25 protein-coding genes are annotated in these 22,432 nt (G+C 59.5%); 10 read left to right on the top strand and 15 right to left on the bottom strand.

Going from position 1 to position 22,432, the window contains the following annotated elements; translation table 11 throughout:
- Positions 1-19 precede the first annotated feature (19 nt).
- The 6 genes from DNK06_RS22025 to DNK06_RS22000 form a co-directional block, all read right to left on the bottom strand.
- On the bottom strand, positions 20-850 hold the full coding sequence (locus DNK06_RS22025; RefSeq protein WP_131182136.1) for a transporter substrate-binding domain-containing protein: 831 nt from the start codon (positions 848-850) through the stop codon (positions 20-22).
- Positions 851-944: 94 nt separating this feature from the next.
- The gene (locus DNK06_RS22020) at positions 945-1,670 is read right to left on the bottom strand and encodes an amino acid ABC transporter ATP-binding protein (protein WP_131182135.1); all 726 of its coding nucleotides are present in this window, start codon (positions 1,668-1,670) and stop codon (positions 945-947) included.
- Positions 1,667-2,323, bottom strand: a complete 657-nt coding sequence (locus tag DNK06_RS22015) for an amino acid ABC transporter permease (RefSeq protein WP_131182134.1) — start codon at positions 2,321-2,323, stop codon at positions 1,667-1,669. Before DNK06_RS22015 ends, DNK06_RS22020 begins: the two co-directional genes overlap by 4 nt.
- Before the next feature lie 2 nt (positions 2,324-2,325).
- Complete coding sequence (locus DNK06_RS22010; RefSeq protein ID WP_131182133.1) at positions 2,326-2,988, bottom strand: amino acid ABC transporter permease; 663 nt, start codon at positions 2,986-2,988, stop codon at positions 2,326-2,328.
- A gap of 204 nt (positions 2,989-3,192) precedes the next feature.
- Positions 3,193-4,260 carry an LLM class flavin-dependent oxidoreductase gene (locus DNK06_RS22005; protein WP_131182132.1) on the bottom strand — a complete coding sequence of 356 codons (1,068 nt, stop codon included), beginning with the start codon at positions 4,258-4,260 and terminating at the stop codon, positions 3,193-3,195.
- Positions 4,261-4,284: 24 nt separating this feature from the next.
- Complete coding sequence (locus DNK06_RS22000) at positions 4,285-4,800, bottom strand: flavin reductase family protein (protein WP_207390042.1); 516 nt, start codon at positions 4,798-4,800, stop codon at positions 4,285-4,287.
- 178 nt (positions 4,801-4,978) lie between these two features.
- Between DNK06_RS22000 and DNK06_RS21995 the strand changes: the two genes are divergently transcribed.
- Both DNK06_RS21995 and DNK06_RS21990 read left to right on the top strand, forming a co-directional pair.
- Positions 4,979-5,401 (top strand): Rid family hydrolase, encoded by a 423-nt coding sequence (locus tag DNK06_RS21995; RefSeq protein ID WP_131182131.1) that lies wholly within the window; start codon positions 4,979-4,981, stop codon positions 5,399-5,401.
- 281 nt (positions 5,402-5,682) lie between these two features.
- Positions 5,683-6,408, top strand: a complete 726-nt coding sequence (locus DNK06_RS21990; RefSeq protein WP_131182130.1) for a GntR family transcriptional regulator — start codon at positions 5,683-5,685, stop codon at positions 6,406-6,408.
- Positions 6,409-6,671: 263 nt separating this feature from the next.
- Here DNK06_RS21990 and DNK06_RS21985 read toward each other — a convergent pair whose 3' ends face one another.
- Complete coding sequence (locus DNK06_RS21985) at positions 6,672-7,025, bottom strand: excalibur calcium-binding domain-containing protein (RefSeq protein ID WP_242674771.1); 354 nt, start codon at positions 7,023-7,025, stop codon at positions 6,672-6,674.
- Between the two features lie 200 nt (positions 7,026-7,225).
- Positions 7,226-7,615, bottom strand: a complete 390-nt coding sequence (locus DNK06_RS21980) for a DUF3592 domain-containing protein (protein WP_165493699.1) — start codon at positions 7,613-7,615, stop codon at positions 7,226-7,228.
- Positions 7,616-7,836: 221 nt separating this feature from the next.
- On the opposite strand from DNK06_RS21980, the gene DNK06_RS21975 reads away from it, so the two are divergent.
- The 3 genes from DNK06_RS21975 (at position 7,837) to DNK06_RS21965 (ending at position 9,619) form a co-directional block, all read left to right on the top strand.
- Complete coding sequence (locus DNK06_RS21975) at positions 7,837-8,199, top strand: RcnB family protein (RefSeq protein WP_131182128.1); 363 nt, start codon at positions 7,837-7,839, stop codon at positions 8,197-8,199.
- Between the two features lie 119 nt (positions 8,200-8,318).
- Complete coding sequence (locus DNK06_RS21970; protein WP_131182127.1) at positions 8,319-8,765, top strand: hypothetical protein; 447 nt, start codon at positions 8,319-8,321, stop codon at positions 8,763-8,765.
- Between the two features lie 194 nt (positions 8,766-8,959).
- Positions 8,960-9,619, top strand: a complete 660-nt coding sequence (locus DNK06_RS21965) for a DedA family protein (RefSeq protein ID WP_131182126.1) — start codon at positions 8,960-8,962, stop codon at positions 9,617-9,619.
- Between the two features lie 66 nt (positions 9,620-9,685).
- On the opposite strand, the gene DNK06_RS21960 is transcribed toward DNK06_RS21965, so the two are convergent.
- From DNK06_RS21960 to DNK06_RS21950, 3 genes are read right to left on the bottom strand one after another with little or no spacing between them, the layout of a single operon-like run.
- Positions 9,686-11,128 (bottom strand): AdeC/AdeK/OprM family multidrug efflux complex outer membrane factor, encoded by a 1,443-nt coding sequence (locus DNK06_RS21960; protein ID WP_131182125.1) that lies wholly within the window; start codon positions 11,126-11,128, stop codon positions 9,686-9,688.
- Positions 11,125-14,268, bottom strand: coding sequence for an efflux RND transporter permease subunit (locus DNK06_RS21955; protein WP_131182124.1), 3,144 nt, complete (start codon positions 14,266-14,268; stop codon positions 11,125-11,127). Before DNK06_RS21955 ends, DNK06_RS21960 begins: the two co-directional genes overlap by 4 nt.
- Before the next feature lie 14 nt (positions 14,269-14,282).
- The gene (locus DNK06_RS21950) at positions 14,283-15,425 is read right to left on the bottom strand and encodes an efflux RND transporter periplasmic adaptor subunit (protein WP_165493700.1); all 1,143 of its coding nucleotides are present in this window, start codon (positions 15,423-15,425) and stop codon (positions 14,283-14,285) included.
- Between the two features lie 209 nt (positions 15,426-15,634).
- Between DNK06_RS21950 and DNK06_RS21945 the strand changes: the two genes are divergently transcribed.
- Both DNK06_RS21945 and DNK06_RS21940 read left to right on the top strand, forming a co-directional pair.
- Positions 15,635-16,270, top strand: coding sequence for a TetR family transcriptional regulator (locus tag DNK06_RS21945; RefSeq protein WP_131182122.1), 636 nt, complete (start codon positions 15,635-15,637; stop codon positions 16,268-16,270).
- 55 nt (positions 16,271-16,325) lie between these two features.
- Positions 16,326-16,799 (top strand): LEA/WHy family protein, encoded by a 474-nt coding sequence (locus tag DNK06_RS21940; RefSeq protein WP_131182121.1) that lies wholly within the window; start codon positions 16,326-16,328, stop codon positions 16,797-16,799.
- Between the two features lie 9 nt (positions 16,800-16,808).
- Here the strand turns inward: DNK06_RS21940 and DNK06_RS21935 are convergent, their stop codons facing one another.
- A complete protein-coding gene (locus tag DNK06_RS21935) occupies positions 16,809-17,702 on the bottom strand; it encodes a YihY/virulence factor BrkB family protein (protein ID WP_131182120.1) in 894 nt (297 codons plus the stop codon).
- Positions 17,703-17,971: 269 nt separating this feature from the next.
- Between DNK06_RS21935 and DNK06_RS21930 the strand changes: the two genes are divergently transcribed.
- Positions 17,972-18,313, top strand: a complete 342-nt coding sequence (locus tag DNK06_RS21930) for a zinc ribbon domain-containing protein YjdM (protein ID WP_131182119.1) — start codon at positions 17,972-17,974, stop codon at positions 18,311-18,313.
- Positions 18,314-18,350: 37 nt separating this feature from the next.
- On the opposite strand, the gene DNK06_RS21925 is transcribed toward DNK06_RS21930, so the two are convergent.
- Positions 18,351-19,049: a hypothetical protein gene (locus DNK06_RS21925; protein WP_341869472.1), complete on the bottom strand. Its 699-nt coding sequence runs from the start codon at positions 19,047-19,049 to the stop codon at positions 18,351-18,353.
- 408 nt (positions 19,050-19,457) lie between these two features.
- Here DNK06_RS21925 and DNK06_RS21920 point away from each other — a divergent pair, with 408 nt between their 5' ends.
- On the top strand, positions 19,458-20,375 hold the full coding sequence (locus DNK06_RS21920; protein ID WP_165496318.1) for an ABC transporter substrate-binding protein: 918 nt from the start codon (positions 19,458-19,460) through the stop codon (positions 20,373-20,375).
- A gap of 86 nt (positions 20,376-20,461) precedes the next feature.
- On the opposite strand, the gene DNK06_RS21915 is transcribed toward DNK06_RS21920, so the two are convergent.
- Together DNK06_RS21915 and can are read right to left on the bottom strand one after the other, a co-directional pair.
- Entirely contained in the window at positions 20,462-21,382 is a 921-nt protein-coding gene (locus DNK06_RS21915; RefSeq protein ID WP_131182117.1) for a DMT family transporter, read from the bottom strand.
- Positions 21,383-21,384: 2 nt separating this feature from the next.
- The gene (gene can, locus DNK06_RS21910; protein ID WP_131182116.1) at positions 21,385-22,026 is read right to left on the bottom strand and encodes a carbonate dehydratase; all 642 of its coding nucleotides are present in this window, start codon (positions 22,024-22,026) and stop codon (positions 21,385-21,387) included.
- 156 nt (positions 22,027-22,182) lie between these two features.
- Between can and DNK06_RS21905 the strand changes: the two genes are divergently transcribed.
- Positions 22,183-22,431 (top strand): hypothetical protein, encoded by a 249-nt coding sequence (locus tag DNK06_RS21905; RefSeq protein ID WP_131182115.1) that lies wholly within the window; start codon positions 22,183-22,185, stop codon positions 22,429-22,431.
- The last annotated feature ends 1 nt before the right edge of the window (position 22,432 follow it).

Here is a 22,432-nt window from a genome sequence, read left to right as displayed (position 1 = left end):
TCCCCGGAATTGAAAATACTTAGTAGTCAACGCCTTTGACGTTAAGTGCTGGCGGCTCGGTGTCGGCAATGTAGGTGTGGTACAGCTCGGCGAAGCGACCAGATGCAACCTGGTTCCAGATGAACAATTTGACCCAACCAAGCATCTCGGGATCATCGCGGCGTACGGCAATGGACACCAGATCAGGCGGGAACGGCGCCTCTCCAGCCATGGCGAAGGTAGGAAACTGCCCGCTCTTGAGCAGAGTGCTGGCAACAGCCGTGGCCTGCAGCACAGCATCGACCTTGCCCTGCTGCAAGGCCAGGAACGCTTCAGTGTCGTTGCCATAGCCGATGTAGGAAGTCTTGGCATCATTCCAGTTGGCGACGTCTTTCTTGAGCATCTGTTCGGTGGAAGTGCCGGTCACGCCGCCCAGGGTGTGCCCTTTGAGATCGCTGTACTGCTTGATACCGGTATCCTTGCGGGTGATGACGGCAGTGGTGTAATTCATGTACGGCTGGCTGAAGCCGACGGTCAAGCCGCGAGCGACGGTGTTACTAGTGGATGCGATCAACACGTCGATGCGATTGGAGACCAACGCTGGAATACGATCGGACGACGGCGTTTCGACGATTTCCGCCGTGGCCCCCAAAGCCTTGGCCATGTCTTTGCAATAAGCGACATCGAAGCCTTCGGGTTGGTTATCAGGGGTACGAAAACCTGACGGTGGGGAGTCGAGCATGACCCCGCAACGCAGTTTCTTCGCCTGCACGACCTTGTCCAGCGCCGAAGCGGCCTGGCTTGCAGGAACGACTGATATGCCAGCTACGGCGGCCAGAACGGTGCACAGCATGAGTTTTTGAACGTTCATGATTTACCCTCAGAATGATCGATGGGTGCTGCAAATCCCGCCCGGCGACATTGGGTCGACGAGCGCTGATACCGATGGTGAAACAGGTGATGAATCAGTGATGCTCGCGACGCAGGAATTTCTGCGTGTGCTCGCTGGTCGGTTGCCCCAAGACCTGGGCCACCGTGCCGATTTCTGCAACGGTGCCCGAATGAAGGAATGCGACCCGGTCACTGGAATTGCGCGCAAAGGCAATGTCGTGGGTGACCACCACCATAGTCATTCCCTCCTTGCGCAGCATGCGCATGGTGTCCAGCACCTCGCCCACCAGCTCCGGATCCAACGCTGAGGTCACTTCGTCGAACAACATGTAACTGGGCTTCATGGCCAACGCTCGGGCGATCGCAAGGCGCTGTTGCTGGCCCCCTGACAAACGCGAGGGCAGCAGATCAGCCTTGCCGCCCAGGCCAACGTGTTCCAGATGACTGGCGGCCAGTTCGCTAGCCTCACGGCGGCTTTTGCCTGCTACCAGTCGCGGTGCCAGAGCCACGTTTTCCAGCGCCGTGAGGTGCGGAAACGCATTGAACTGCTGGAATACGATGCCCAGCTTCTGGCGCAGCTTATTCAGATCCGTCTTGCGGTCATGCACATCGATGCCGTCGACCTTGATATGGCCCCCCTGGATCGGCTCCAGCGCGTTGATGCACTGCAGCAGCGTCGATTTTCCGGAGCCGCTGGCACCCAACAGACAAAGCAGTTCGCTTTTATGCACATCCAGGTCAATACCCTTGAGAATCTCGATATTGCCAAACTGCTTACGAACCCCACGGATCTCGATCACAGTGCCATCCTCCGCTCAAGGCGTGCGCTGTAGCGCGACACCGGGTAGCAAATCACAAAGTAGAAAAGTCCCACGCCCAGCAGTAACAGCAAGGCTTCATTGGTGCGTGTGATGAGAATCTGCGATGACTTCATGAACTCGACATAGCCCACGACGCTGACCAACGCAGAGTCCTTTGCCAGACCCAGCAGCAGGCCGACCCAGGCAGCGAAACTGGTACGTACAGCCAGCGGAGCACTGATAAAGAAGAACTCCTGCAAACCACTCATGCCCAGTGAACGTGCCGAGCGACGGTAGGTTTGCGGTACTGAGGCGAGGCCCGCGCGCACCACCTCCGCAGTGACCACCGCCATTGAAGAGCTGAGGACAATTACGCATAGCCAGAAGGTGTCGAAGTTCGCACCTGCCAGCGATAGGAAGCTGTTGGCGAGCACCAACTGGATAATCAATGGCACGCTGCGCACTACGTCGATGTAGGGGGCTGTGACTACCCGCAGAAACACCGAGCTGAAGCGCATCCATCCCAGCGCGATGCCCAGCAACGTGCCGAACGACCCGGCCACCAGAGTCACCCACAAGGTACGCCCTGCTCCTTGCAGCAAGAACAGTGCGTCGCGCCAATGCAAGCCCGGATCAGACAAGACGAATTGCATGGTTAGACCCTCAGCCAGCGCCGGAACACCACGCGTGCACCCAGCTCAATGAACTTGGCCATCACGTAGTAGATCAAGGCGGTAATTAAGAAAAACTCAAAGCTGCGGAAGCTCACCGACTGCGCCGATTGCGCGGAGCCGGACAACTCATGTAGGCCAACCAACATGCCCAGCGAGGTGTTGAGCAGAGCCCACACTGCCTGGGTGACGTAGCCATAAAAGACAATGCGCAGCAGTTGCGGGAAGATCACGTGCAAATAGCTTTGCAATCGCGTGAGCCCGAGGGAACGCGCCGCAGACAGTTGCTGTTTGTGGACGGCCGCCAGCCCGCCGCGAAAGATCTCGGCCAGGTAACCCGCGTTGTTGAATGACAGCGCAATCAGCACCGCCGCGTAACTGCTGATCTGGATCCCCAGGGAGCCAAGGCCGAAGTACATCATGTATATCTGAAACAGCACCGGTGTGTTGCGCGCCAACTCCACCCAGGCACTGGCGAACCTGTATGCGGAGCCCTCCCCTTGCTGGCGCCAGAGCGCCAGTGCCAACCCTGCCACCGTACCGAACAACATCGACAAGATGGCGATCTGTAGCGTCAGCCACGCACCCGCCAGCAGCTGGGGTAGCGCATCCCACACCATCGACCAATAAAAAACATACCCAAACATGCGTCAGCACCTCTATGAACGGCACGGGCACTAGCCCGCCAGACAACGAGTCCGGAGTCGAACTCAGACTGGGGCAGACTTGCAAAAAACTTGCTCATGAGCGCTGTGCCGCGCTTATTTTTTATTATTGGTGTAGCGACTTCTTGATGCATGGCCCGGGGCGTCTAGTGCGTGGGCCTCGGGCATTGGAAATGCGTGATGTGATCAGCCGCGCAGGCCAATGTTTTCGATGGGCCCCAGTTCGCGTTCGATCAATGGCACTACTTCGGTCGCGAAGCGCTCCAGCGATCGCTTGGCACGCGCCAAAGGCATGCAACCAAACTGGAAGTTACAGGCGTAATGTATCGGGTTCAGCCGCTGGATATCCTGAATCATCCGTACCGCCACCTCTTCAGCCGAGCCAATCACCGTGTTCGCAGTGTACTGCTCGATGGTCTGCTCTCCTGGCACTGCCTGATCCCGGATGAAATGCCCGTCCATCGGCAGTGTGTTGTGGCGCAAATGGTTAGCCATGCGGCCGACGTAACGCGCGCGTTCTCCGGCCTCCAGCGCCTCGCTGCGGCTGTCGGTGACATGTACGTATTGCATGATCGACAGCGGTTTGGCCGCTGGGTCGCAGCCGACCTGCCGCCAGTTGTCGCCCAGCCCGTCGACCATCTTGTACAGAACCGGCGACCCCAGGGTGCTTGCCGCCAGAAACGGTATGGCGTCGGTATTCTTGAAGCGCTCAAGCAATGCCGGTTGCGTTGAGGTGTAGTACACAGGCGGCATCGGTTTCTGCACCCCGCTAACCGCGAAAGTGGTATGAGGCACCTGAATGTGCTTGCCCTGATACTCCACCTCCCCACGGGTGAGCGCCTGCTCGATCACGTCCCAGGACTCCAGGAACAGGCCGACCTTGTCATCGATGGGAATACCGTAGCGCTCGAATTCAAACAATTGATAGCCGGTTCCCAGGCCGATCACCGCGCGCCCTTCGGACTGGATATCCAGGAAGGCGATTTCTTGCGCCAGACGCAGCGGGTTGTACAGCGGCAGCACCAGCACACCGGCTCCCAGCTTGATCTTCGAGGTCCAGCCAGCGGCGTAGCTCATCATCATCAGCGGCGAGGGGCACGACGAGTAATTGCAGAAGTGATGCTCGGCAAACCAAGCGATATCAAAGCCGGCTTGCTCGGCAGCTTGCACCATCTGCCTGGTATCGGACATGACGCCAGCGACGCCAGCAGCATGATCGCGAAGGGTCATCAGACTGAAAATCCCGAACTTCATTGGGTTACTCCTGAGTGGGTTCGTTTAAACAGCGGCCGCCAAGGGGGCGGTGCCGACATAAAGACCGTTTTGGTAGATCAGCGGGCTGATTTCCTCAGCAAAGCTCAACGCCTTGACTCGACCGATCACCACAATGTGGGTGCCATAGGCAAGGGTGGTCTCAACTTCACAAAAAAGATTCACCTGAGCGTCAGCCAAGTAAGGCACACCGTTCTCCCCCGCGTGCCAAGTGCCCTCGCAGAAGCGCTCGGCGCCTTTGAGGCGTCCACCGAAGCTGCTGGAGACCGCTACATGTTCGCTGCGCAGGACATTCACACAGAAGTGTTGCGAAGCAGTGAGCGCCGGCACCATTGAGGCACTGGAATTGATGCAGGTGATGATTGATGCAGGCTCCGCACATAGCGATGTAACAGCAGTGGCGGTGAGCCCGAACCACTGATCTTCATGGGTACAGGTGATCACACTGACGCTGGCCGCCAGGCGGCGCATCGATGATTTGAAACGATCCTGGAGGTTCTGCTGGAGGTCACCGACGCTCATGGAATTCATCTCATCAAGGCTATTCGACGACCAAAGAATTGATGATTGTCAACAATTGGTCAAGCACTGTCTTTTAGTTTTTTTATCGATCCTGGCAATTTGACAACACGCTTGACAGTCCGACACATTGTTGACAATCATCAATAAATATCTCCCAACAACAGAAGCCAGGCCACCCATGACCCAAATCACAAAACTCAAGTCCGGCAGCATTCTTGAAGAGAAAGAGAGCTTTTCCCGTGCTGTCGTGGTCGACAATTGGATATTCATGTCGTTGACTTCAGGCCGTGACTACAAGAGCAGGGTCATGCCCAACACTGCGGTGGGTCAGGCAGAGAACGCACTGCGTAACGTCGAAGGCGCGTTGCAGGCCGTCGGCTCACAGTTGAGCGATGTTGTGCGCTCGCGAATTTTTATTCCCCATCAAGCGGATGTCAGCGCGGTAATGGCATTAATTGGTGAGCGCTTTCGTGGCATCGACCACGCTCACTGCGTGACCTGCTCACCGCTGGGTGGTTCGGAGTACTTGTTCGAAATTGAAGTCACGGCCTACAAGGGCGCCGGGGCAGGATCACAGGAACGCCTGACCATCAGCTTGTAACCACCAACGCCACGTCTGCTGGCAGGCACGTAGCCCGGCGAGCCGGAGGTTCTGAAGCCTCAGGTGTATCGTCGGCACGATAGGTTCGGGCTTGGCGGCTCTGGTGCCGCTGAGGATCAGGTCACCGCCAACGCGCCGTTGAGCAAATTCGTAGAACAATGCTGATTATCAACAATAATCCACGTATGATGCTGCGATTACTCAAACGGCGATAACTCTCGGCACTTCAGCACAAGGCCCATGATTCGCTTCACAGACATATGCAGGATGGATTGAAAAAAATGGTTGCCAAAAACAAAACGGTGGGTGTCACACTGGCGCCAATGTCGAACATGGAAAGTGCCCAACACGCAGCCGATCAAATTCGCGCAGCGATCATCCAAGGTCAGTTCCGCCCTGGCGACCGCCTGATCGAGAAACAGCTAACCGAACAATTGAATCTGTCACGTCATCCTGTACGCGAAGCATTGCGCAGCCTAAGCCGTGAAGGCCTGGTGGAAATGCGCGTAAATCGTGGTGCGGTGGTCGCCGAACTCGACACTAATGCGATTCTGGAGGTCTATTCGATTCGCTCAGTACTGGGCAAACTGGCACTCAAAGCCTTGATCACCACTCCCAAAGCGCTGACGCCAGCCGTACTCAAAAAACTTGAAGCGCTTGCTAAAAAAGCGATAAAGCTGGCTCGGCAAGAGAACCAGGCCAATTCGATCGCCAACGATATGCAATTCCAAAGCAGCATCGTTCAGGCCAGCGGTCTAGAGCGCTGTGCGCGTTATTTCGATGAACTGACCGCTGAAGTCCACCGTTTCAACAACCTTTCGCGTATTGCCTATATTGATCGAGAGGCGGACGCGATCAATTACATACTAGGATTGTATGAGGCGATTGAGGCACGTGACCTATCGAAGGCCGAAGGTATCTGGCAGCGTAAATTCAGCCGCGCTGCGGAACGTTTTATCGAACACACAACTGTATCTGCAACAGCTGACAAACTGCAGGTCAGTTAACCAGCGATATTTCATGATCATGCGGGAGACATTTAAATACGTTATCCCTTCCAGGCAGCCGGATGGCGATACCAGATCGGTGGATATTGATGCGGGGTAGACGGTCGGAGTCCGGTGGAGTACAAAACACTCCTCCCAAGCAGTAACAATTCCTTAACCTGTATGCCTGCGTGTATGCCCGACTGTGTAAAATCAAGGGATTACCGAAAGGTAAGCCCTTTTTTGTTTCTGAGGCGAACCAAAAACAGGCTACATCCCGACTATCAGCGACACCACTGTCGTTCACAGGGCACACCATCATTGTTCCCATCCATCTTCACGCCAGAACAATTGCGTAGAAAGAACGTAGCCTCCTCGCAAGACGTCATCTGAGAACAGTGAAGGCGGCCATCACATTGATATCTAGACGCAGCCTGTGGCTTTGGCTGCGGATCGGTCGATGGGAACGAAGGAAGAAAGCGCTCTAAAGAGAACGACTGAGCCGGCTGCTTAATAACGGGATTGCTCAACACCGATCCATCCTGGCCAATATTGGCGATGACCGGGCTTTCAGGCTTCTTCATATAGAAGTGCCAGAAAGCAAACCCCAGGATCAGCACCACAATCCACTTCTTCACTCTCGCACTCCATTTGCCCCAAGGGCTGCACACAAACGCATGCAGACTAGGTTACAACATGGCCCGACTGGCTGAGAGGAGAAAGCCTCAGCATGTGGTCGGAGTGCGATCAGGCACATAACGAGCAGCCACTATGCCGTCAGGGCAGCTTTATCGAATTGGACGGATGTGCTGAATCGTCGCAAGCCGACAGTGTTCGACTATTCAAGCAGCAGCTCGACCACCAGAAAGATGCTGGAGATGCCGCACAGCAGCACCCCGAGCCAGAAGAACGAAGCGCCGCGCTGTACCGGGGTGTCGATCACCGCGTGTTTGGGGAAGGCGGGGTCATAACGAACCGGCACCACATCGCCTTTGCGGTAGTGGCGCCAGTTGCTCATGCTGCTTTCATGCGTGTGCAGGTGGCCGTGTTCGTCACGCCATTCGAAACGCGGGTAGCGGCTCGGCGCGTTGAGCCCCCAGGCGCTGGCGATGATCCGTCCTTGCGCCTGCTGCCAATCCCGGCTGGCACGACGACGGGACAGACCAATGCCCATCAGCACAGCACCGACGCAGCCGAATACCAGGGCAAGAAATACGGAAACGGGCATGACTGACTCGAATAGTGGAACTTGAACAATAGGCGTATCAAGTGCGCCGAAGTTCATGGAAAAAAGACACCGTTCGGCAGCATGTGGGTCGTGCAAGACCTCCACGTCATGTCCGGCGCTCGTCGAACGAACACCCTGCCAGCTCCTCCGTAAATTTAGGTTGAGTTTTCTGCAACCTGTTCCTGTCCATAATCATGGATATGGAATAAGGAGAGTCACCCATGAAAATCACGCCTACCCTCAGCGTATTGCTCGGCACTCTGCTGGTCACCGGCCTCGCCCATGCGGCCGACCCTGCAGAGCAGGAACCTGCCCGCGAGGCTTACCAGAATCAGGTGTTGCAACAGCAGCCCGATCAGGAAGACCCGGAATCCAAGGATCCGATGCACATCGGCCAACTCAAGGAAGGCACGCCCGCGCCGCACAAATACTGGCGCGACGATTACGCTATCAAGGATCTGAAAAAGCACAACCTGCCCGAGCCTGAAGACAAGGAACACGAGCACTGGGTGAAGATCGGTACCGACTACGTATTGCTGAACAACAATACCGGCACCATCCAGCGCATCATCAAGGCCAAGTAAGCGCTCTGGCGCAGCATGCCGACACGGAAAAAAGCTCATTAGCGCCGCGCAAGTAGCTATCATTCACAAACGTGTCCGCCATGCGTGCGTGTCGGCCCTTTCTCTTCTAGGGATGGATGATGAAAGCTTCAGTTCGTAAACCCTATAGCCCGCGTAGCGAGCTGATACGCGGTGCCGCGGCTATGGCCGTCGGCGCCGCGCTGGCTTATGGAGGCACCTACCTGTTCGCCCTGCTGCGACCCGCGTCGCAACCGGCTGCGCCAGAGGTCGTCACCGCGGTACCGCCCCTTGCGGTGCGCACGCCCCTTGTCGTCACCAACGCGCCTGCGCCAGGCGAAGATCCCTGGTGGCGCGGCGACGCCGAGTTCTGGCAAGAGCAGGCACGCCTGAACAGCGCGGTAGTGGCTCCGCAGTACCGCGATCTGCAATTGGCCTGGTTCGAGCGGATGGCGGCCAATGCCAAGCAGCGCGCCCTGTTGGGCGCCACGGGCAGCGAACCGCTCGCCGTACCGGCCAAGGAAGCGCAAACCACCGAGCTGCATATCACCGAGACCGCGCGTCGCTAACGGCAGCGCCCCTCCCCCAATTACTGGCGCTTTCGTCGCCCCGTGCCCGTCTGACGGAACGCTTGCCCTCAGCACTGCTCAAAAGCCTGCCTGACCCCGTGCAACACGCACCTTTGCACGTTGACGCAAGCATAATGCCGCCCCAGCGCCCGCCCTGAATCGCAGCGGGCCTGCGCATACCGTTGGAGCCCTTGATGGAATTCATTCACCTGGTTATCGATTTCATTCTGCATATCGACCAGCACCTGGCGACCCTGATCGCCCAATACGGCACGTGGATCTACGCGATCCTGTTCCTGATCGTGTTTTGCGAAACCGGCCTGGTGGTGACGCCCTTCCTGCCAGGTGATTCACTGTTGTTCGTGGCGGGCGCGATCGCCGTGCACGGCAGCATGAACGTGCACCTGCTGGTGCTGTTACTGATCACCGCGGCGATTCTCGGCGATGCGCTGAACTACACCATAGGCCGCTTCATGGGCGAGAAGCTGTTCAGCAACCCGGACTCGAAGATCTTTCGCCGCCGTTATCTGGACATCACTCAAGGCTTCTACGCACGTCATGGCGGCAAGACCATCATCCTCGCGCGCTTCGTGCCCATCGTACGCACCTTCGCGCCATTCGTAGCCGGTATGGGCCGGATGAGGTATGTCCACTTCGCTGCCTACAACGTGGTCGGCGCGATTCTCTGGGTCACTCTGTTCACCTACGGCGGCTACTTCTTCGGCAACCTGCCTGCGGTGCAAAGCAACCTGCACTACCTGATCATCGGCATCATCATCGTGTCGATCCTGCCGGGTATGATCCAGTTGGTTCGCCACAAGGTGAACGGCTCGGCTCGCGCGCAGATACCGTAACGGGCGGCACGCAGATATGAAAAAGCCCCGGAAATCCGGGGCTTTTTTTGGCCTGAACGAAGTGGCTCAGGATTGCGGTGCGCGGGCCGCGGTCTGGGTACGTTCGTTCCAGCCACCACCGAGTGCCTTGTACAGGTTGATCTCGCTGGTGAGCTGCGACAGACGCACACCGATCAGCTCCTGCTGTGCGCTGAACAGCTGACGCTGAGCATCGAGCAGGGTCAGATAGCTGTCCACGCCGGTACGGAAGCGGCGGTCGGCGAGGTTGTAGTAGCTCTCCGAGGTTTCCACCAGGCTGCGCTGAGCCTGCAGTTGCTCTCCGTAGGTGCCACGAGCAGCCAGGCCATCGGCGACCTCCCGGAAGGCAGTCTGCACCGCTTTCTCGTAGCTCGCCACCTGGATGTTCGTCTGGATCTCGGCATAGTCGAGGTTGGCGCGCAGACGCCCGGCCGTGAAGATCGGCAGGTTGATCTGCGGCTGGAACAGCCAGGTACCCGAACCACCATCGAACAGCCCCGACAGCTGGCTGCTGGCTGTCCCGGCATTGGCGGTCAGGCTGATGCTCGGGAAGAACGCGGCACGCGCGGCACCGATGCTGGCATTGGCGGCAAGCAGTTCACGCTCGGCCTGCAGCACGTCCGGACGACGCTGCAGCAAATCGGACGGCAGGCCAGCCGGGATGTCGGCCAGCAGTTGTTTGTCCAGGCCTTCACCTTGCGGAAGATCGGCTGGCACGGCGCCGCCCAGCAGCACGCCCAGGGCGTTGCGATCCTGGGCGACCAGACGGGTGTACTGAGCCAGGTTGGCCTGAGCGGTCTGCACCGAAGTACGGGCCTGGCTCAGGGCCAGGGCGTCGGTCACGCCGACATCGAAGCTGCGCTGAGTCAGCTCCAGGCTGCGCTGGAAGGTGCCCAGGGTGTCGCGAGTCAGACGTAGCAGTGCTTCGTCGGCCTGCAGGGTCAGGTAGGCGTTGGCCACACTGGCGATCAGGCTGATTTGCGTACTGCGCTGCGCTTCCTCGGTAGCGAAGTACTGTTGCAGGGTCTGCTCGTTGAGGCTGCGCAGACGTCCGAAGAAATCCACTTCCCAGGCATTTACGCCGACGGTGGCGCTGTACTGCCCGCTGACGGTCGAGCTACCGGTCTGCGACAGGTCAGCCGGCAGGCGCTGACGCGAACCGCTGCCATCGGCCGAGATGCTGGGGAACAGCTCGGAACGCTGGATGCGGTACTGGGCGCGGTAGGCCTCGACGTTCAGCGCTGCGACGCGCAGGTCGCGGTTGTTGTTCAGCGCGGTTTCCACCAGCCGCTGCAACGCCGGGTCACGCAGGAATTCGCGCCAGCCAAGATCGGCCGCTGCGACCGAGCCCTGAACCGTGCTGCCCTCGTACGCCTGGCCCTGGGGCCAGGCACCTTCTACCGGCGCCTGCGGGCGCTGGTAGTCGGGGATCATGGTGCAGCCGCTGAGCACGATGCTCGCGACTGCCAGAGACAACAGGGACTGCCTCACAGGCCGGCCTCCTTCTCGTTGGTTTCTTTGTCGCTCTTGTCCTTGAACATGGAGCTGACCAGTACGTAGAACAGCGGGATCCAGAAGATCGCCAGAACCGCGGCCGTGAACATACCACCGATCACACCGGTACCGATGGCGTGCTTGCTGCCTGCCCCCGCGCCGCTGGAGACCGCCAGCGGAACCACGCCGAGGATGAACGCCAGCGAGGTCATGATGATCGGACGCAGACGCATGCGGCAAGCTTCCACTGCGGCTTCGACATGGCTCTTGCCCTGCTCGTGCAACGCCTTGGCGAATTCGACGATAAGAATCGCGTTACGCGCCGACAAACCGATGGTCGTGATCAGCCCCACCTGGAAGAACACGTCGTTCGACAGCCCACGACCCAGGGTGAACAGCAGCGCGCCGATGATACCCAGCGGAACCACGAGCATGACCGAGAACGGAATCGACCAACTCTCGTACAGAGCCGCCAGGGCGAGGAACACCACCAGCAGGGACAGCGCATAGAGCGCTGGCGCCTGAGAACCGGAAAGGATTTCCTCGTAGGACTGCCCCGTCCAATCGAAACCGATACCTTGCGGCAGTTGACTGGCAATCTCCTCGACCGCAGCCATGGCCTCACCCGAACTGCGGCCAGGAGCCGGCTCACCGAGGATCTCGATAGCGCTCACGCCGTTGTAGCGCGACAGCTTGGGCGAACCGTACGTCCACTCACCCGAGGCGAACGCGCTGAACGGCACCATCTGGCCCTGGTCGTTACGAACATGCCACTTGTCGAGATCTTCCGGACTCATCCGCGAGGTGGTTTCACCTTGCAGATAGACGCGTTTGACCCGGCCTTTGTCGATGAAGTCATTGACGTAGCTACCACCCCAGCCGACCTGCAGGGTGCTGTTGACGTCCGACAGGGAGACACCGAGGGTGCGTACCTTCTCGTCATCGATAAGCAGCTTGTATTGCGGCTCGTCCAGCAGGCCGTTGGCGCGAACGCTAGCCAGAGCTGAGTTTTCTCGGGCCAGTTGCAGGAACTTGTCACGGGCTTCGTTCAGTGTGGCCTGACCAACGCCGGCACGATCCTGCAGGAACAGGTTGAAGCCGGTGGCGTTACCCATTTCCATTACCGCTGGCGGGGCGAAGGCGAAGACCATGGCATCGCGGAACTCACCGCCGAAGAATCGGCCCTGAGCACGCTGCGCCAGATCGAACACGCTGGTGCCGGCGGCCGTACGCTCGGACCACGGTTTGAGCATGATGAATGCCATACCCGAACTCTGGCCACGGCCGGCGAAGTTGAAGCCGGTCACGGTGAATACCGAGTTGACCACATCCTTCTCGTCTTCCAGCAGGTACTTGCGCATGTCATCAACGACAGCCTGGGTACGTTCGGCGCTGGAGCCCGACGGTGTCTGCACCTGGGCGAACAGAACGCCCTGATCTTCTTCGGGCAGGAACGCCGACGGAATCAGGGTGAACAGCCAGGCCATCGCCGCGACGATTACCGCATAGATGATCAGGAACGGAGCCTTGCGCTTGATGACACTGCGCACGCCACGCTCATAGCCATTGACGCTGCGCTCAAACGTGCGGTTGAACCAGCCGAAGAATCCACGCTTCTCGTGGTGGTCGCCCTTGGCAATCGGCTTGAGCAGGGTGGCGCACAGTGCCGGTGTGAAGATCAGCGCGAGGATTACCGAAAGCACCATGGCCGAAACGATGGTGATGGAGAATTGCCGGTAGATCACCCCCACCGAGCCGCCGAAGAAGGCCATCGGCAAGAGCACTGCCGATAGCACCACGCCAATGCCCACCAACGCGCCCTGGATCTGGCCCATGGATTTACGCGTCGCTTCGAGCGGCGACAGCCCCTCTTCGCGCATCACCCGTTCGACGTTTTCGACCACCACGATGGCATCGTCCACCAACAGGCCGATGGCCAGAATCATGGCGAACATGGTCAGGGTGTTGATGCTGTAACCGAACACCGCGAGCACACCGAACGTACCCAGTAGTACCACGGGTACAGCAAGGGTCGGGATCAGGGTGGCCCGGAAGTTCTGCAGGAACAGGTACATCACCAGGAAGACCAGCACGAAGGCTTCGATCAGGGTCGTGATCACGCCGTTGATCGACTCTTGCACCACTGGCGTGGAGTCGTAAGGCATGACCACTTCCATCCCTGCCGGGAAGAAGGGCTTCAACTCGTCGATGGTGGCGCGAATCGCCTTGGCGGTATCCAGGGCGTTGGCACCCGTGGCCAGGCGGATTGCCAGACCGGAAGCGGCATTACCATTGAATTGCGCGCGAACGTTGTAGTTCTCACCGCCCAGTTCGACTCGAGCGACATCGCCGAGGCGTACCTGGGAACCATCACGATTGACCTTGAGCAGAATGTCGCGGAACTCCTGCGGCGTCTGCAGTCGGGTCTTGCCGATGATGGTGGCGTTGAGCTGCTGACCAGGCGCGGCCGGCAGACCACCGAACTGACCGGAAGATATCTGTACGTTCTGCGCTTCCACAGCAGTACGTACATCGACCGGGGTCAGTTGGAAGTTGGTGAGCTTGGCTGGATCCAGCCAGATACGCATGGCGTATTGGGCGCCGAATACCTGGAAGTCACCGACACCTGGAGTCCGCGAAATCGGATCCTGCATATTGGCGACGATGTAGTTGGAGAGATCCTGGTTGGTCATGCTGCCGTCGGTAGAAACCACGCCGATAACCAGCAGGAAGTTCCTCACCGACTTGGTAACCCGCAGCCCCTGTTGCTGAACCTCTTGAGGCAGCATCGGAGTCGCCAGCTGCAACTTGTTCTGTACCTGAACCTGGGCGATATCCGGGTTGGTGCCCTGGTTGAAGGTAACGATGATCTCCATGCTGCCATCGGAGTTACTCGCCGAGCTGATGTAGCGCAGCCCGTCGATACCGTTGAGCTGCTGCTCGATCACCTGAACCACGGTGTCCTGCACGGTCTGTGCGGAAGCACCCGGATAGTTGACCTGAATACTAACGGCCGGGGCCGCGATGCTCGGGTACTGGTTGACCGGCAACTTGAGGATGGACAGACCGCCCGCCAGCATGATCACCAGCGCGATCACCCAGGCAAAGATCGGCCTGTCGATGAAGAAATTCGACATCGTGTAATCGCTCCTTAGCGGTTGGCAGCCTGGTCGGAAGCCGACGCCTGCGGTTCAGCTACATTCTTCGCTTCGGTGGTCTTCACTTCGGCGCCTGGTTGCACGAACTGCAGACCTTCGGTGATCAGCTTGTCGCCAGGGTTCAGACCCTCGAGAACCAGCCAGCGGTTGCCGGCGGTACGCTCGGCCTTGAGCTGACGCAACTCGACCTTGTTCTCGGCATTGACCACCAGCGCGGTCGGATCACCCTTGGAATTGCGCGTCACACCTTGCTGCGGTGCGAGGATGGCTTTCTGATTGACGCCAGCGGCAAGCCGCGCGTGAACGAACATGCCCGGCAGCAGGTTGTGATCCGGGTTGGGGAACACGGCACGCAGGGTTACCGAACCGGTGCCTTCATCGACCGACACTTCGGTGAATTCCAGTTTTCCTTCGTGCTCGTAGTTGCTGCCGTCTTCCAGACGCAGTTGAACCTTGGCAGCGTTCTCGCCGGCCTTCTCCAACTGACCGCTTTCCAGTTCGCGGCGCAGGCGCAGCAGATCCTTGGTCGGCTGGGTCACGTCGACGTAGATCGGGTCGAGCTGCTGGATGGTCGCCATGGCGTTGGTCTGGCCGTTGCTGACCAGAGCCCCCTCGGTTACCGCAGAACGGCCGACACGACCAGCGATTGGCGCCAGCACCTTGGTGTAACGCACGTTGATACGAGCCTGCTCCAGCGCAGCCTCTGCCTGCAGGCGCGCCGCCTGGGCTTCGTCGTAGGCCTGGCGGCTCACGGCCTGATCGGCGACCAGATCCTTGTAACGCTCGGCCAGAGACTTGGCCGATGCCAGTGTCGCCTGGGCGCTCTTCGAGGCCGCCTCGTAGACCGACGCATCGATCTGATACAGCTGCTGGCCGGCTTTGACTTCCGAGCCTTCCTGGAACAGGCGCTTCTGGATGATGCCATCGACCTGCGGACGCACCTCGGCAATGCGATACGCAGCGGTACGACCCGGCAACTCGGTGGTCAGGGTGTAGGACTCGGCCTGCAGCGTAACGATACCTACGGTAGGCGCTTGCTGGGGTGGTGGCGCTGCATCTTCGCTGCAACCAGCGAGCGTCAGCGTGGCCAGAGCGATAGCGGAAACCAAAGCGGCGAAGGCTGGCTTCTTCTGCATCTGAAAGAACCTCATTGTCATATTGATTCGAGCCGCGCGGGCGGTACCTGGCAGATAGCCGAGGTGGATACTGGGAATAGAGCGCAAATATACTTACATCCGAGAATGTTTGTAAACGCATCTTTTGTGTAACACTGTGGCCTGTCCGTAACCCTGATCCAGGGTTTTCATCCACTTATCGATCTTTTCAACACGCGGAACCTGCTCAGATGGCGAGACGCACCAAAGAGGAAGCCGAAGAAACCCGAACGCACATTCTTGATGCGGCCGAGCGGGTGTTCTATGCCAAGGGCGTGTCCGGCACCTCCCTCGCGGACATCGCGGCTACGGCCGGCGTGACTCGGGGCGCTATCTACTGGCACTTTCAGAACAAGGTCGACGTATTCCAGGCCATGCTCGACCGCCTCATGTTGCCCCAGGAAGAACTGGCCCGTGCCTGCGAAAGCGAGGACGAGCCCGACCCACTGGGCAACATGCGCCAGTTGTTGGTGCAGCTACTTCTGCGCATGCACAGCGATGCCCAATGTCGCCGCGTTGGAGAAATCCTGCAATACAAATGCGAATACACCGCGGAACTCGGCGACCTGCGCCAGCAGATGCAGGCATTCAACCAAGATTGCGATCAGCGCATTGCAAGGACGTTACGCAATGCCGTGAATCGCGGCCAACTGCCCGCCGATCTGGATTGCCAACGCGCGGCTATCTGCCTGCATGCCTACATGGATGGCATCCAGGCCCACTGGCTGCTCAACCCCGAAGCCTACGATCTCGGCGCCCATGCCCATGCCATGGTGGAAGCGATGATCGATATGCTGCTGTATAGCCAGGCCTTGCGCACAGCCTGAGCCGAAAGCCGCCGCCCGCGGTCACAATTGCATGATCGACCGTCGGAGAAATGCCATGCGCCTCGCAGGATCACTGCGTCACCTGACCATTGTGCTGCTGATATCGGCCCTCACCGCCTGCGCCACGCTGGCACCGCGCGACCCGCTGCAGATCGACCTGGTCGGTCTGGAACCGCTACCCGGCGAGGGGCTGGAAATGCGTTTTGCAGTGAAGCTGCGGGTACAGAACCCCAACGAGAGCGCCATCGACTTCAATGGCGTGTCGCTGCAGCTGGATATAAACGATCAGCCTCTGGCACGCGGCGTCAGCGACCAGAGCGGCCAGGTACCGCGCTTCGGCGAAACCGTGATCAGCGTGCCAGTGACCATTTCCGCCTACTCGGTATTTCGCCAGGCCTGGGGCGCCAGCGGCTATCAGCCCGGCCAGAGTTTGCCGTATCAGCTACGCGGCAAACTCGCCGATGGCCTGTTCGGCACTCGCCGCTTCAGCGACAGCGGGCAACTGACCTGGCCACCAGCGCAGCCCTGAGAGTGCGGGTCACCGGGCAGGATCAGCGTCTGGCTCGACCTCTTTTTCGCCCGGCTCCTTGCCCTCTTGCGAATAATGCTCGATGACGGCATTGAGCTCGGCGCCAAACAACAGCACCGCGCAAGAGATGTACAGGTACAACAGGAACACGATGATCGCCCCGATGCTGCCATAGGTGGCGTTGTAGTTGGCGAAGTTCTGCGCGTAATAGGCAAAGCCGAGCGATGCACCGATCCACACCACCACGGCCAGCACCGAACCCGGCGTGATGAAGCGGAAGCGCTGTTCAACGTCCGGCGCCACGAAGTACACCACCGCCACCACGACCATCAGCAGGAACACCGCTATCGGCCAGCGTAGCCAGTTCCACAGAGTCACCACGATCTGCTCGATGCCGATCTGTTGCGCCAGCCAGCTCATTACCTGCGGACCGAGCACCATCAGCGCCGCCGCCGTGAGGAGTGCTGCAGCAATGCCGACGGTGTAGAGAAGCGACAAGGGGATGCGCTTCCAGGGTTTGCGGCCCTCTTTAACGCCGTAGGCCTTGTTCATCGCATCCATGGCCGAGCGCACTGCCGATGAGGCCGTCCACAGCGCCACCACGATACCGATCGAGAACAGACCGGCCTTCTGGGTCTGCAACTGATCGATGACCGGATTGACCAGCTCGACCGTGGATTGTGGCAGCACCAGTTCGGCCTGCTGTCGCAACCAGTCGAAGAACGGCTGCATATCCAGCAGGCTGATCAGCGCGACCAGGAACAACAGAAAGGGAAACAGCGAGAAGAACATCTGGAAGGCCAGAGCCGACGCGTAGGTAGGTAATTCGTCCTCGATGAAATCGTTCACCGTGGTCTTCATCACCTGGAACAGGCTGACACCCTGCAACTTGGGTAAAAACATAGCGCCTCCACTGGCTATGACGGGCCGCCCGTTCGCGCCCCGGTGAATCATCGGTAGATGCAGTGCCCGATCCCAGATCAGGCGGCTGCTATCGGTTGGAGGTACCGAACCCGACATGAGTTCGGGTTATCCACACCCACACCGTACAACGGGCAATAGTTGTCAGGTTATTCCATGACCAACACCGCCCTGATGCAGCGATCCCCTGACAACCGTTAAACCCTATATAATCTACGGCCTTTTATTAATGGTCTCAGAAGGATCCCCCCGTGAGCGCGCTGCCACCCTGCCCCGCCTGCAACTCCGAATACACCTACGAAGACGGCTCCCTGCTGATTTGCCCGGAATGTGCCCACGAATGGTCGCCCAACGCCAACGAAGCGGTCGGCGACGACGCCAAGGTGATCAAGGATTCAGTCGGTAACGTACTGCAGGACGGCGACACCATCACCGTGATCAAGGATCTCAAGGTCAAGGGTTCGTCGCTGGTGGTCAAGGTCGGCACCAAGGTCAAGGGCATTCGCCTGGTCGACGGTGATCACGACATCGACTGCAAGATCGACGGCATCGGTGCGATGAAGCTCAAGTCCGAGTTCGTCAGAAAGGTCTGATCGCTGCAACAGCTCGCCGGTTTCAGATGGCGAGCTGTTACTGCACCGGCAGGAAATTGAGAAACAGCAGGCTGTGGGCGTAATTCACGCCGATACGCCGGTAGCGCTCGTCGAGCACATCACTCAGGTAATCCAGGCGCGCGACGATCTTGCCGAACTCCACGGCGAAGCTCAGGTTGCGGCCTTGCTCGGATATCTCGTTGGACAGCAGCAACGGATTGCCCTGGGCATCACGTCGGGTCGCCAGCATCCAGGTGGCCTTCTCGATATTGCGTGCGGCGTTGTGCACGAACTGGGCGTCGATCGAATCGGTGAGATAGAACTGGGTACGCCCTCCATGGGCGGTCACCAGCATGCTGCCGATGGCATAGATGAAGGCGCCAACCCGGTCACCTTCAAATTCGGCGCTCAGCGCATAGCTGAGCGCGACGATATCCTGCCGGCCGGCCAATGATGGCGGCGGCTGCCTCGCCTCGATGGCCTGTTGCACCGCACGCTGGGTAGCCTCGCGGTCGCCCAGGCCACTCTTGCGCCATTCCCGTGGGTTACGCTGGTAGAGCTTTTCCATCAGGCGATAGAGGCTGTTGAGGTTATTGCGCATGCCGATGGTGGCGAGGCGGTCGGAATGGGTCTGGAACAGTTCGCCGGGGTTGGCGGGAGAGCTGTTGCTGAGAAAAGCCCGGTTGTCCTGGTCGCGGGCGCAACCACTCAGGCAGAGCGCCAGCGTCAGCAACATCAGTCCGTGCCAGCGGACACTGCGACGAGGCACGAAAAACGCCGTCAGCAGGGTGACGGCGCATGATCTGAGAGTTCGAGAGGTAGCCGAGTAATCCATTAACTCACGATTCATCCGTCTACAGATGGCATAACACTAGCATCCGAATTGCCTTTGCGCCCATGACAACGTCACGTTTGCGCGGGCGCCAACCACGGACATAGACCCTGTATCACCGAACAAAGTTTTCCACAGCCTGAAATTAGCCCTACAAAGGCCGTGGTTACGGGCTTTGCCGTCCTGGTCTGGCAACGTTTGCAATCTTTACCCGTTGAGAAAGTTTCTCGATCAGCATCGAGTGCTATGTTCCCCGCCCTGAGGATTTCGGCACGTCAGCCGCGACCCATCACAACAAGGAGCATCATTCAGGTGAAGAAGGCCACTCTGCTTACCCTGCTGGCACTGGCAATCGCCGGTTGCAGCCACAATACCCAGCAACAGCCGGGCACCGTCAGCATCGCCCAGGCCGACGGGCAGGTCGAAGTCGTTCACGATCCGAAGCGGGTCGTCACCTTCGATTACGGCAGTTACGACAGCCTGATTGCCCTGGGCGTTGGCGACCGCGTAATAGCGACTCCCGCCAGTGTGCCGCCATATCTGGCGGACAAGAGCGGTGATCTTCGCGACGCCGGGGGCATGAAGACACCGGATGTGGACACCGTGCGCAGCCTGCAACCGGAGTTGATCCTGGTCACCGGACGCCAGGGCGAAAGCCGCGCCGCATTGCAGCAGATCGCCCCGACCCTGGATATGGGTATCGCCGCTGACGACTACTTCACGGGTGTGGCCCATAACGTCAACCTGCTCGGGCAGATCTTCGGCAAGTCCGCCGAAGCGAAGCAGGCGCTTGCCACGCTGCACGACAAAGCCGAAAAGACCCGCCAGATCGTCGCCTCGTCGGGCAAGCGCACCTTGGTGCTGACCCATAACGATGGCCGCTTCTCGCCTACCGAACAACCAGTGATCTATTCGCTGCTGCAGGCGCCGCGCACCCTGCCCGCCCCCGAGCCGCAAGCGCCCGACGCCCCCCGCCAGCGCCCACAGCCGCTGACGGCAGAGGACATCGCAGCCGCCAGCCCGGACGTGATCTTTATCATCGACCGCAGCGCCGCCATCGGTGCCACACCTCTGGATGTCGCCACGCTGGCGAACTCGCAGCTGGCCAGCACACCGGCCGCCCAGGCCAAGCGCATCGTCTATCTGGATCCACCACTGTGGTACCTGTCCGGCGGCGGCCTGCAAAGCCTGGATCTGCAGATCGACCAGGTGCTGGCTGCTTATCGTTGAGCAGGTTGGTGGCGTGTAAAGGTGGATGACAAGAGCGTCAGCTACGCGCCCCGATCCACCCTACGCTTCCTACTTGGTGGGCTGCTTCAGCCCACCGCTTGCTGCGACCGCCTCGGCAACGTCGCCAGCAGCAGGCCGGCAAAGATCATCGCGCCACCTGCCCAGTGGAATATCTGCAGCGCCTCGCCCAGCAGGATCCAGCCAAGAATCGCGGTGAACACCGGCATCAGGTAATTGCCCATGGCTGCCGTCGATGCACCGAGCACTTTCACTCCGTGGTTCCAGCCGAGATAGGCCAGCAGCGAAGCGAATACCGCGGTGTACGCGATGGCGGCCAGGTTGGCAGGAGTCGCCAATACCTGAGCACCGCTGGAGAGTTCGTAGAGGTATAGCGGCAGGATCAGCGGCACGCCCAGCAGCATGAAGATGCCAAGCAGCGCCAGCGGCGGGATCGGCGCCAGGTACGACGACCAGCGCCGCAGCAATACGGTGTAGAGCGCCCAGTCGATCACCGCCAGCAGCATGATCAGGTCACCGCGATTGAATGCCAACCCGGCCAGTATCTGCCAGTCGCCACGGCTGATCAGCACCAGCAGACCCAATACCGCCAAGCCCATTCCCCACCAGGCTCGGCGTGCCGGCCACTCGCCCAGCAACAGCCCGGCACAGATGAAAGTCATCAACGGGATGCAGGTATTGACCAGAGTAATGTTGATCGCCGCAGTGGTTTGCGCCGCGCTGTACAGGAAGGTGTTGTAACCGGCGATGCCGAGCGCGGCGATGACCAGCAGGCGCCAGCCGGCATGCCGCAATGCGGCGCGATGACGCCACAGCGGCAGCGCCACGAACGGCAGCACGATTATCAAAGCCAGGCTCCAGCGCCAGAATGCCAGGGCAAACGGCGGAATCTCACCCGCGAAGGCGCGCGCCACCAATGCATTGCCGGCCCAGCACAGTACGGCCACAAGAACACCGGCAATCGCCAGCTGGCGTGAGGATCCACTCATTTTCATGACTGCGGTGGGCGCAGGCGGTACTGCTCGGGCAGTTGCTCGGCACCACTGACGGTAACGCCGAGATCCTTCCAGCGACCATCTTTCAAACCATAGATGCAGCCATGCACCGACAGTTGCTGACCACGGTGCCAGGCGTTCTGCACGATGCTGGTGTGGCTGACGTTGCCCACCTGCTTCATCACGTTCAGTTCGCAAAGGCGGTCGACACGCGCCTCTTCGTCCGCAAGAGCGGCCAGGTGCTCGTGCTGCTCGTAGTAGATGTCCCGAATAGTGCGCAGCCAGCCATCGATCAGACCGAATTGCACATCGTGCATGGCCGCCCGCACACCACCGCAGCCGTAATGACCGGTGACCAGGATATGCCTGACCTTGAGCACATCGACGGCGAACTGGATCACCGACAGGCAGTTGAGATCCGTATGCAGCACGACGTTGGCCACATTACGGTGCACGAACAACTCACCGGGCAGCAGCCCGACGATGTCGTTGGCCGGCACCCGGGCATCCGAACAGCCGATCCACAAATACTCCGGCGTCTGCTGGCGAGCCAGGCGGGGAAAGAAGTCCGGGTCGTTCTGGGTGATGGTTTCAGCCCAGCGCTCATTGTTATCGAACAGGTGCTTCAGGTCGCTCATGCCTGTGGCTCGCGAAAGGATCGATGTGCACCATACGGATGCATCGCCCTTTTTGACAAGACGATTTCCACTCAACCTCACGCTTCACGGGCTGGAGCATGACGTACGAAACGCTGAATCGTTCAGTCGCCAAGGCCGACGGTTCTGGAGTTCGTCATGGCTGACAAAACGCCGAAAACCACCGGGCAGCAGGTCATCGATAACCTGAGAGAGCCGTCCGTTCTTCTTCATGATGTGGTGAAGGCGTTTTCGCCCAAGGGCCAGCCCGAAGCCGGCCTCACCCGCGACGGTACGCCCGTCGATCGCACAGTCGATAGCCGTGATGGCGACGAGCAGGCACCACTATTGTCGAATGAATACGCTTTGAACCTGGTCGACGGAGAGCGCCGTCAGGCACGCCGCTGAC

This window comes from Phytopseudomonas daroniae (genome assembly GCF_004327285.1).
Lineage (GTDB): Bacteria > Pseudomonadota > Gammaproteobacteria > Pseudomonadales > Pseudomonadaceae > Aquipseudomonas > Aquipseudomonas daroniae.
Note: the sequence above shows the minus strand (reverse complement) of the source record. Positions and strands in the feature narration are given on the sequence as shown.

Bases quoted from the DNA above. Each gene is read 5' to 3' on its own strand.
- DNK06_RS22025 (WP_131182136.1), bottom strand. From the start codon at position 850: ATGAACGTTCAAAAACTCATGCTGTGCACCGTTCTGGCCGCCGTAGCT.
- DNK06_RS22015 (WP_131182134.1), bottom strand. From the start codon at position 2,323: ATGCAATTCGTCTTGTCTGATCCGGGCTTGCATTGGCGCGACGCACTG.
- DNK06_RS22010 (WP_131182133.1), bottom strand. From the start codon at position 2,988: ATGTTTGGGTATGTTTTTTATTGGTCGATGGTGTGGGATGCGCTACCC.
- DNK06_RS22005 (WP_131182132.1), bottom strand. From the start codon at position 4,260: ATGAAGTTCGGGATTTTCAGTCTGATGACCCTTCGCGATCATGCTGCT.
- DNK06_RS22000 (WP_207390042.1), bottom strand. From the start codon at position 4,800: ATGAGCGTCGGTGACCTCCAGCAGAACCTCCAGGATCGTTTCAAATCA.
- DNK06_RS21995 (WP_131182131.1), top strand. From the start codon at position 4,979: ATGACCCAAATCACAAAACTCAAGTCCGGCAGCATTCTTGAAGAGAAA.
- DNK06_RS21990 (WP_131182130.1), top strand. From the start codon at position 5,683: ATGGTTGCCAAAAACAAAACGGTGGGTGTCACACTGGCGCCAATGTCG.
- DNK06_RS21980 (WP_165493699.1), bottom strand. From the start codon at position 7,615: ATGCCCGTTTCCGTATTTCTTGCCCTGGTATTCGGCTGCGTCGGTGCT.
- DNK06_RS21975 (WP_131182128.1), top strand. From the start codon at position 7,837: ATGAAAATCACGCCTACCCTCAGCGTATTGCTCGGCACTCTGCTGGTC.
- DNK06_RS21970 (WP_131182127.1), top strand. From the start codon at position 8,319: ATGAAAGCTTCAGTTCGTAAACCCTATAGCCCGCGTAGCGAGCTGATA.
- DNK06_RS21965 (WP_131182126.1), top strand. From the start codon at position 8,960: ATGGAATTCATTCACCTGGTTATCGATTTCATTCTGCATATCGACCAG.
- DNK06_RS21955 (WP_131182124.1), bottom strand. From the start codon at position 14,268: ATGTCGAATTTCTTCATCGACAGGCCGATCTTTGCCTGGGTGATCGCG.
- DNK06_RS21950 (WP_165493700.1), bottom strand. From the start codon at position 15,425: ATGCAGAAGAAGCCAGCCTTCGCCGCTTTGGTTTCCGCTATCGCTCTG.
- DNK06_RS21945 (WP_131182122.1), top strand. From the start codon at position 15,635: ATGGCGAGACGCACCAAAGAGGAAGCCGAAGAAACCCGAACGCACATT.
- DNK06_RS21940 (WP_131182121.1), top strand. From the start codon at position 16,326: ATGCGCCTCGCAGGATCACTGCGTCACCTGACCATTGTGCTGCTGATA.
- DNK06_RS21935 (WP_131182120.1), bottom strand. From the start codon at position 17,702: ATGTTTTTACCCAAGTTGCAGGGTGTCAGCCTGTTCCAGGTGATGAAG.
- DNK06_RS21925 (WP_341869472.1), bottom strand. From the start codon at position 19,049: ATGTTGCTGACGCTGGCGCTCTGCCTGAGTGGTTGCGCCCGCGACCAG.
- DNK06_RS21915 (WP_131182117.1), bottom strand. From the start codon at position 21,382: ATGAGTGGATCCTCACGCCAGCTGGCGATTGCCGGTGTTCTTGTGGCC.
- can (WP_131182116.1), bottom strand. From the start codon at position 22,026: ATGAGCGACCTGAAGCACCTGTTCGATAACAATGAGCGCTGGGCTGAA.
- DNK06_RS21905 (WP_131182115.1), top strand. From the start codon at position 22,183: ATGGCTGACAAAACGCCGAAAACCACCGGGCAGCAGGTCATCGATAAC.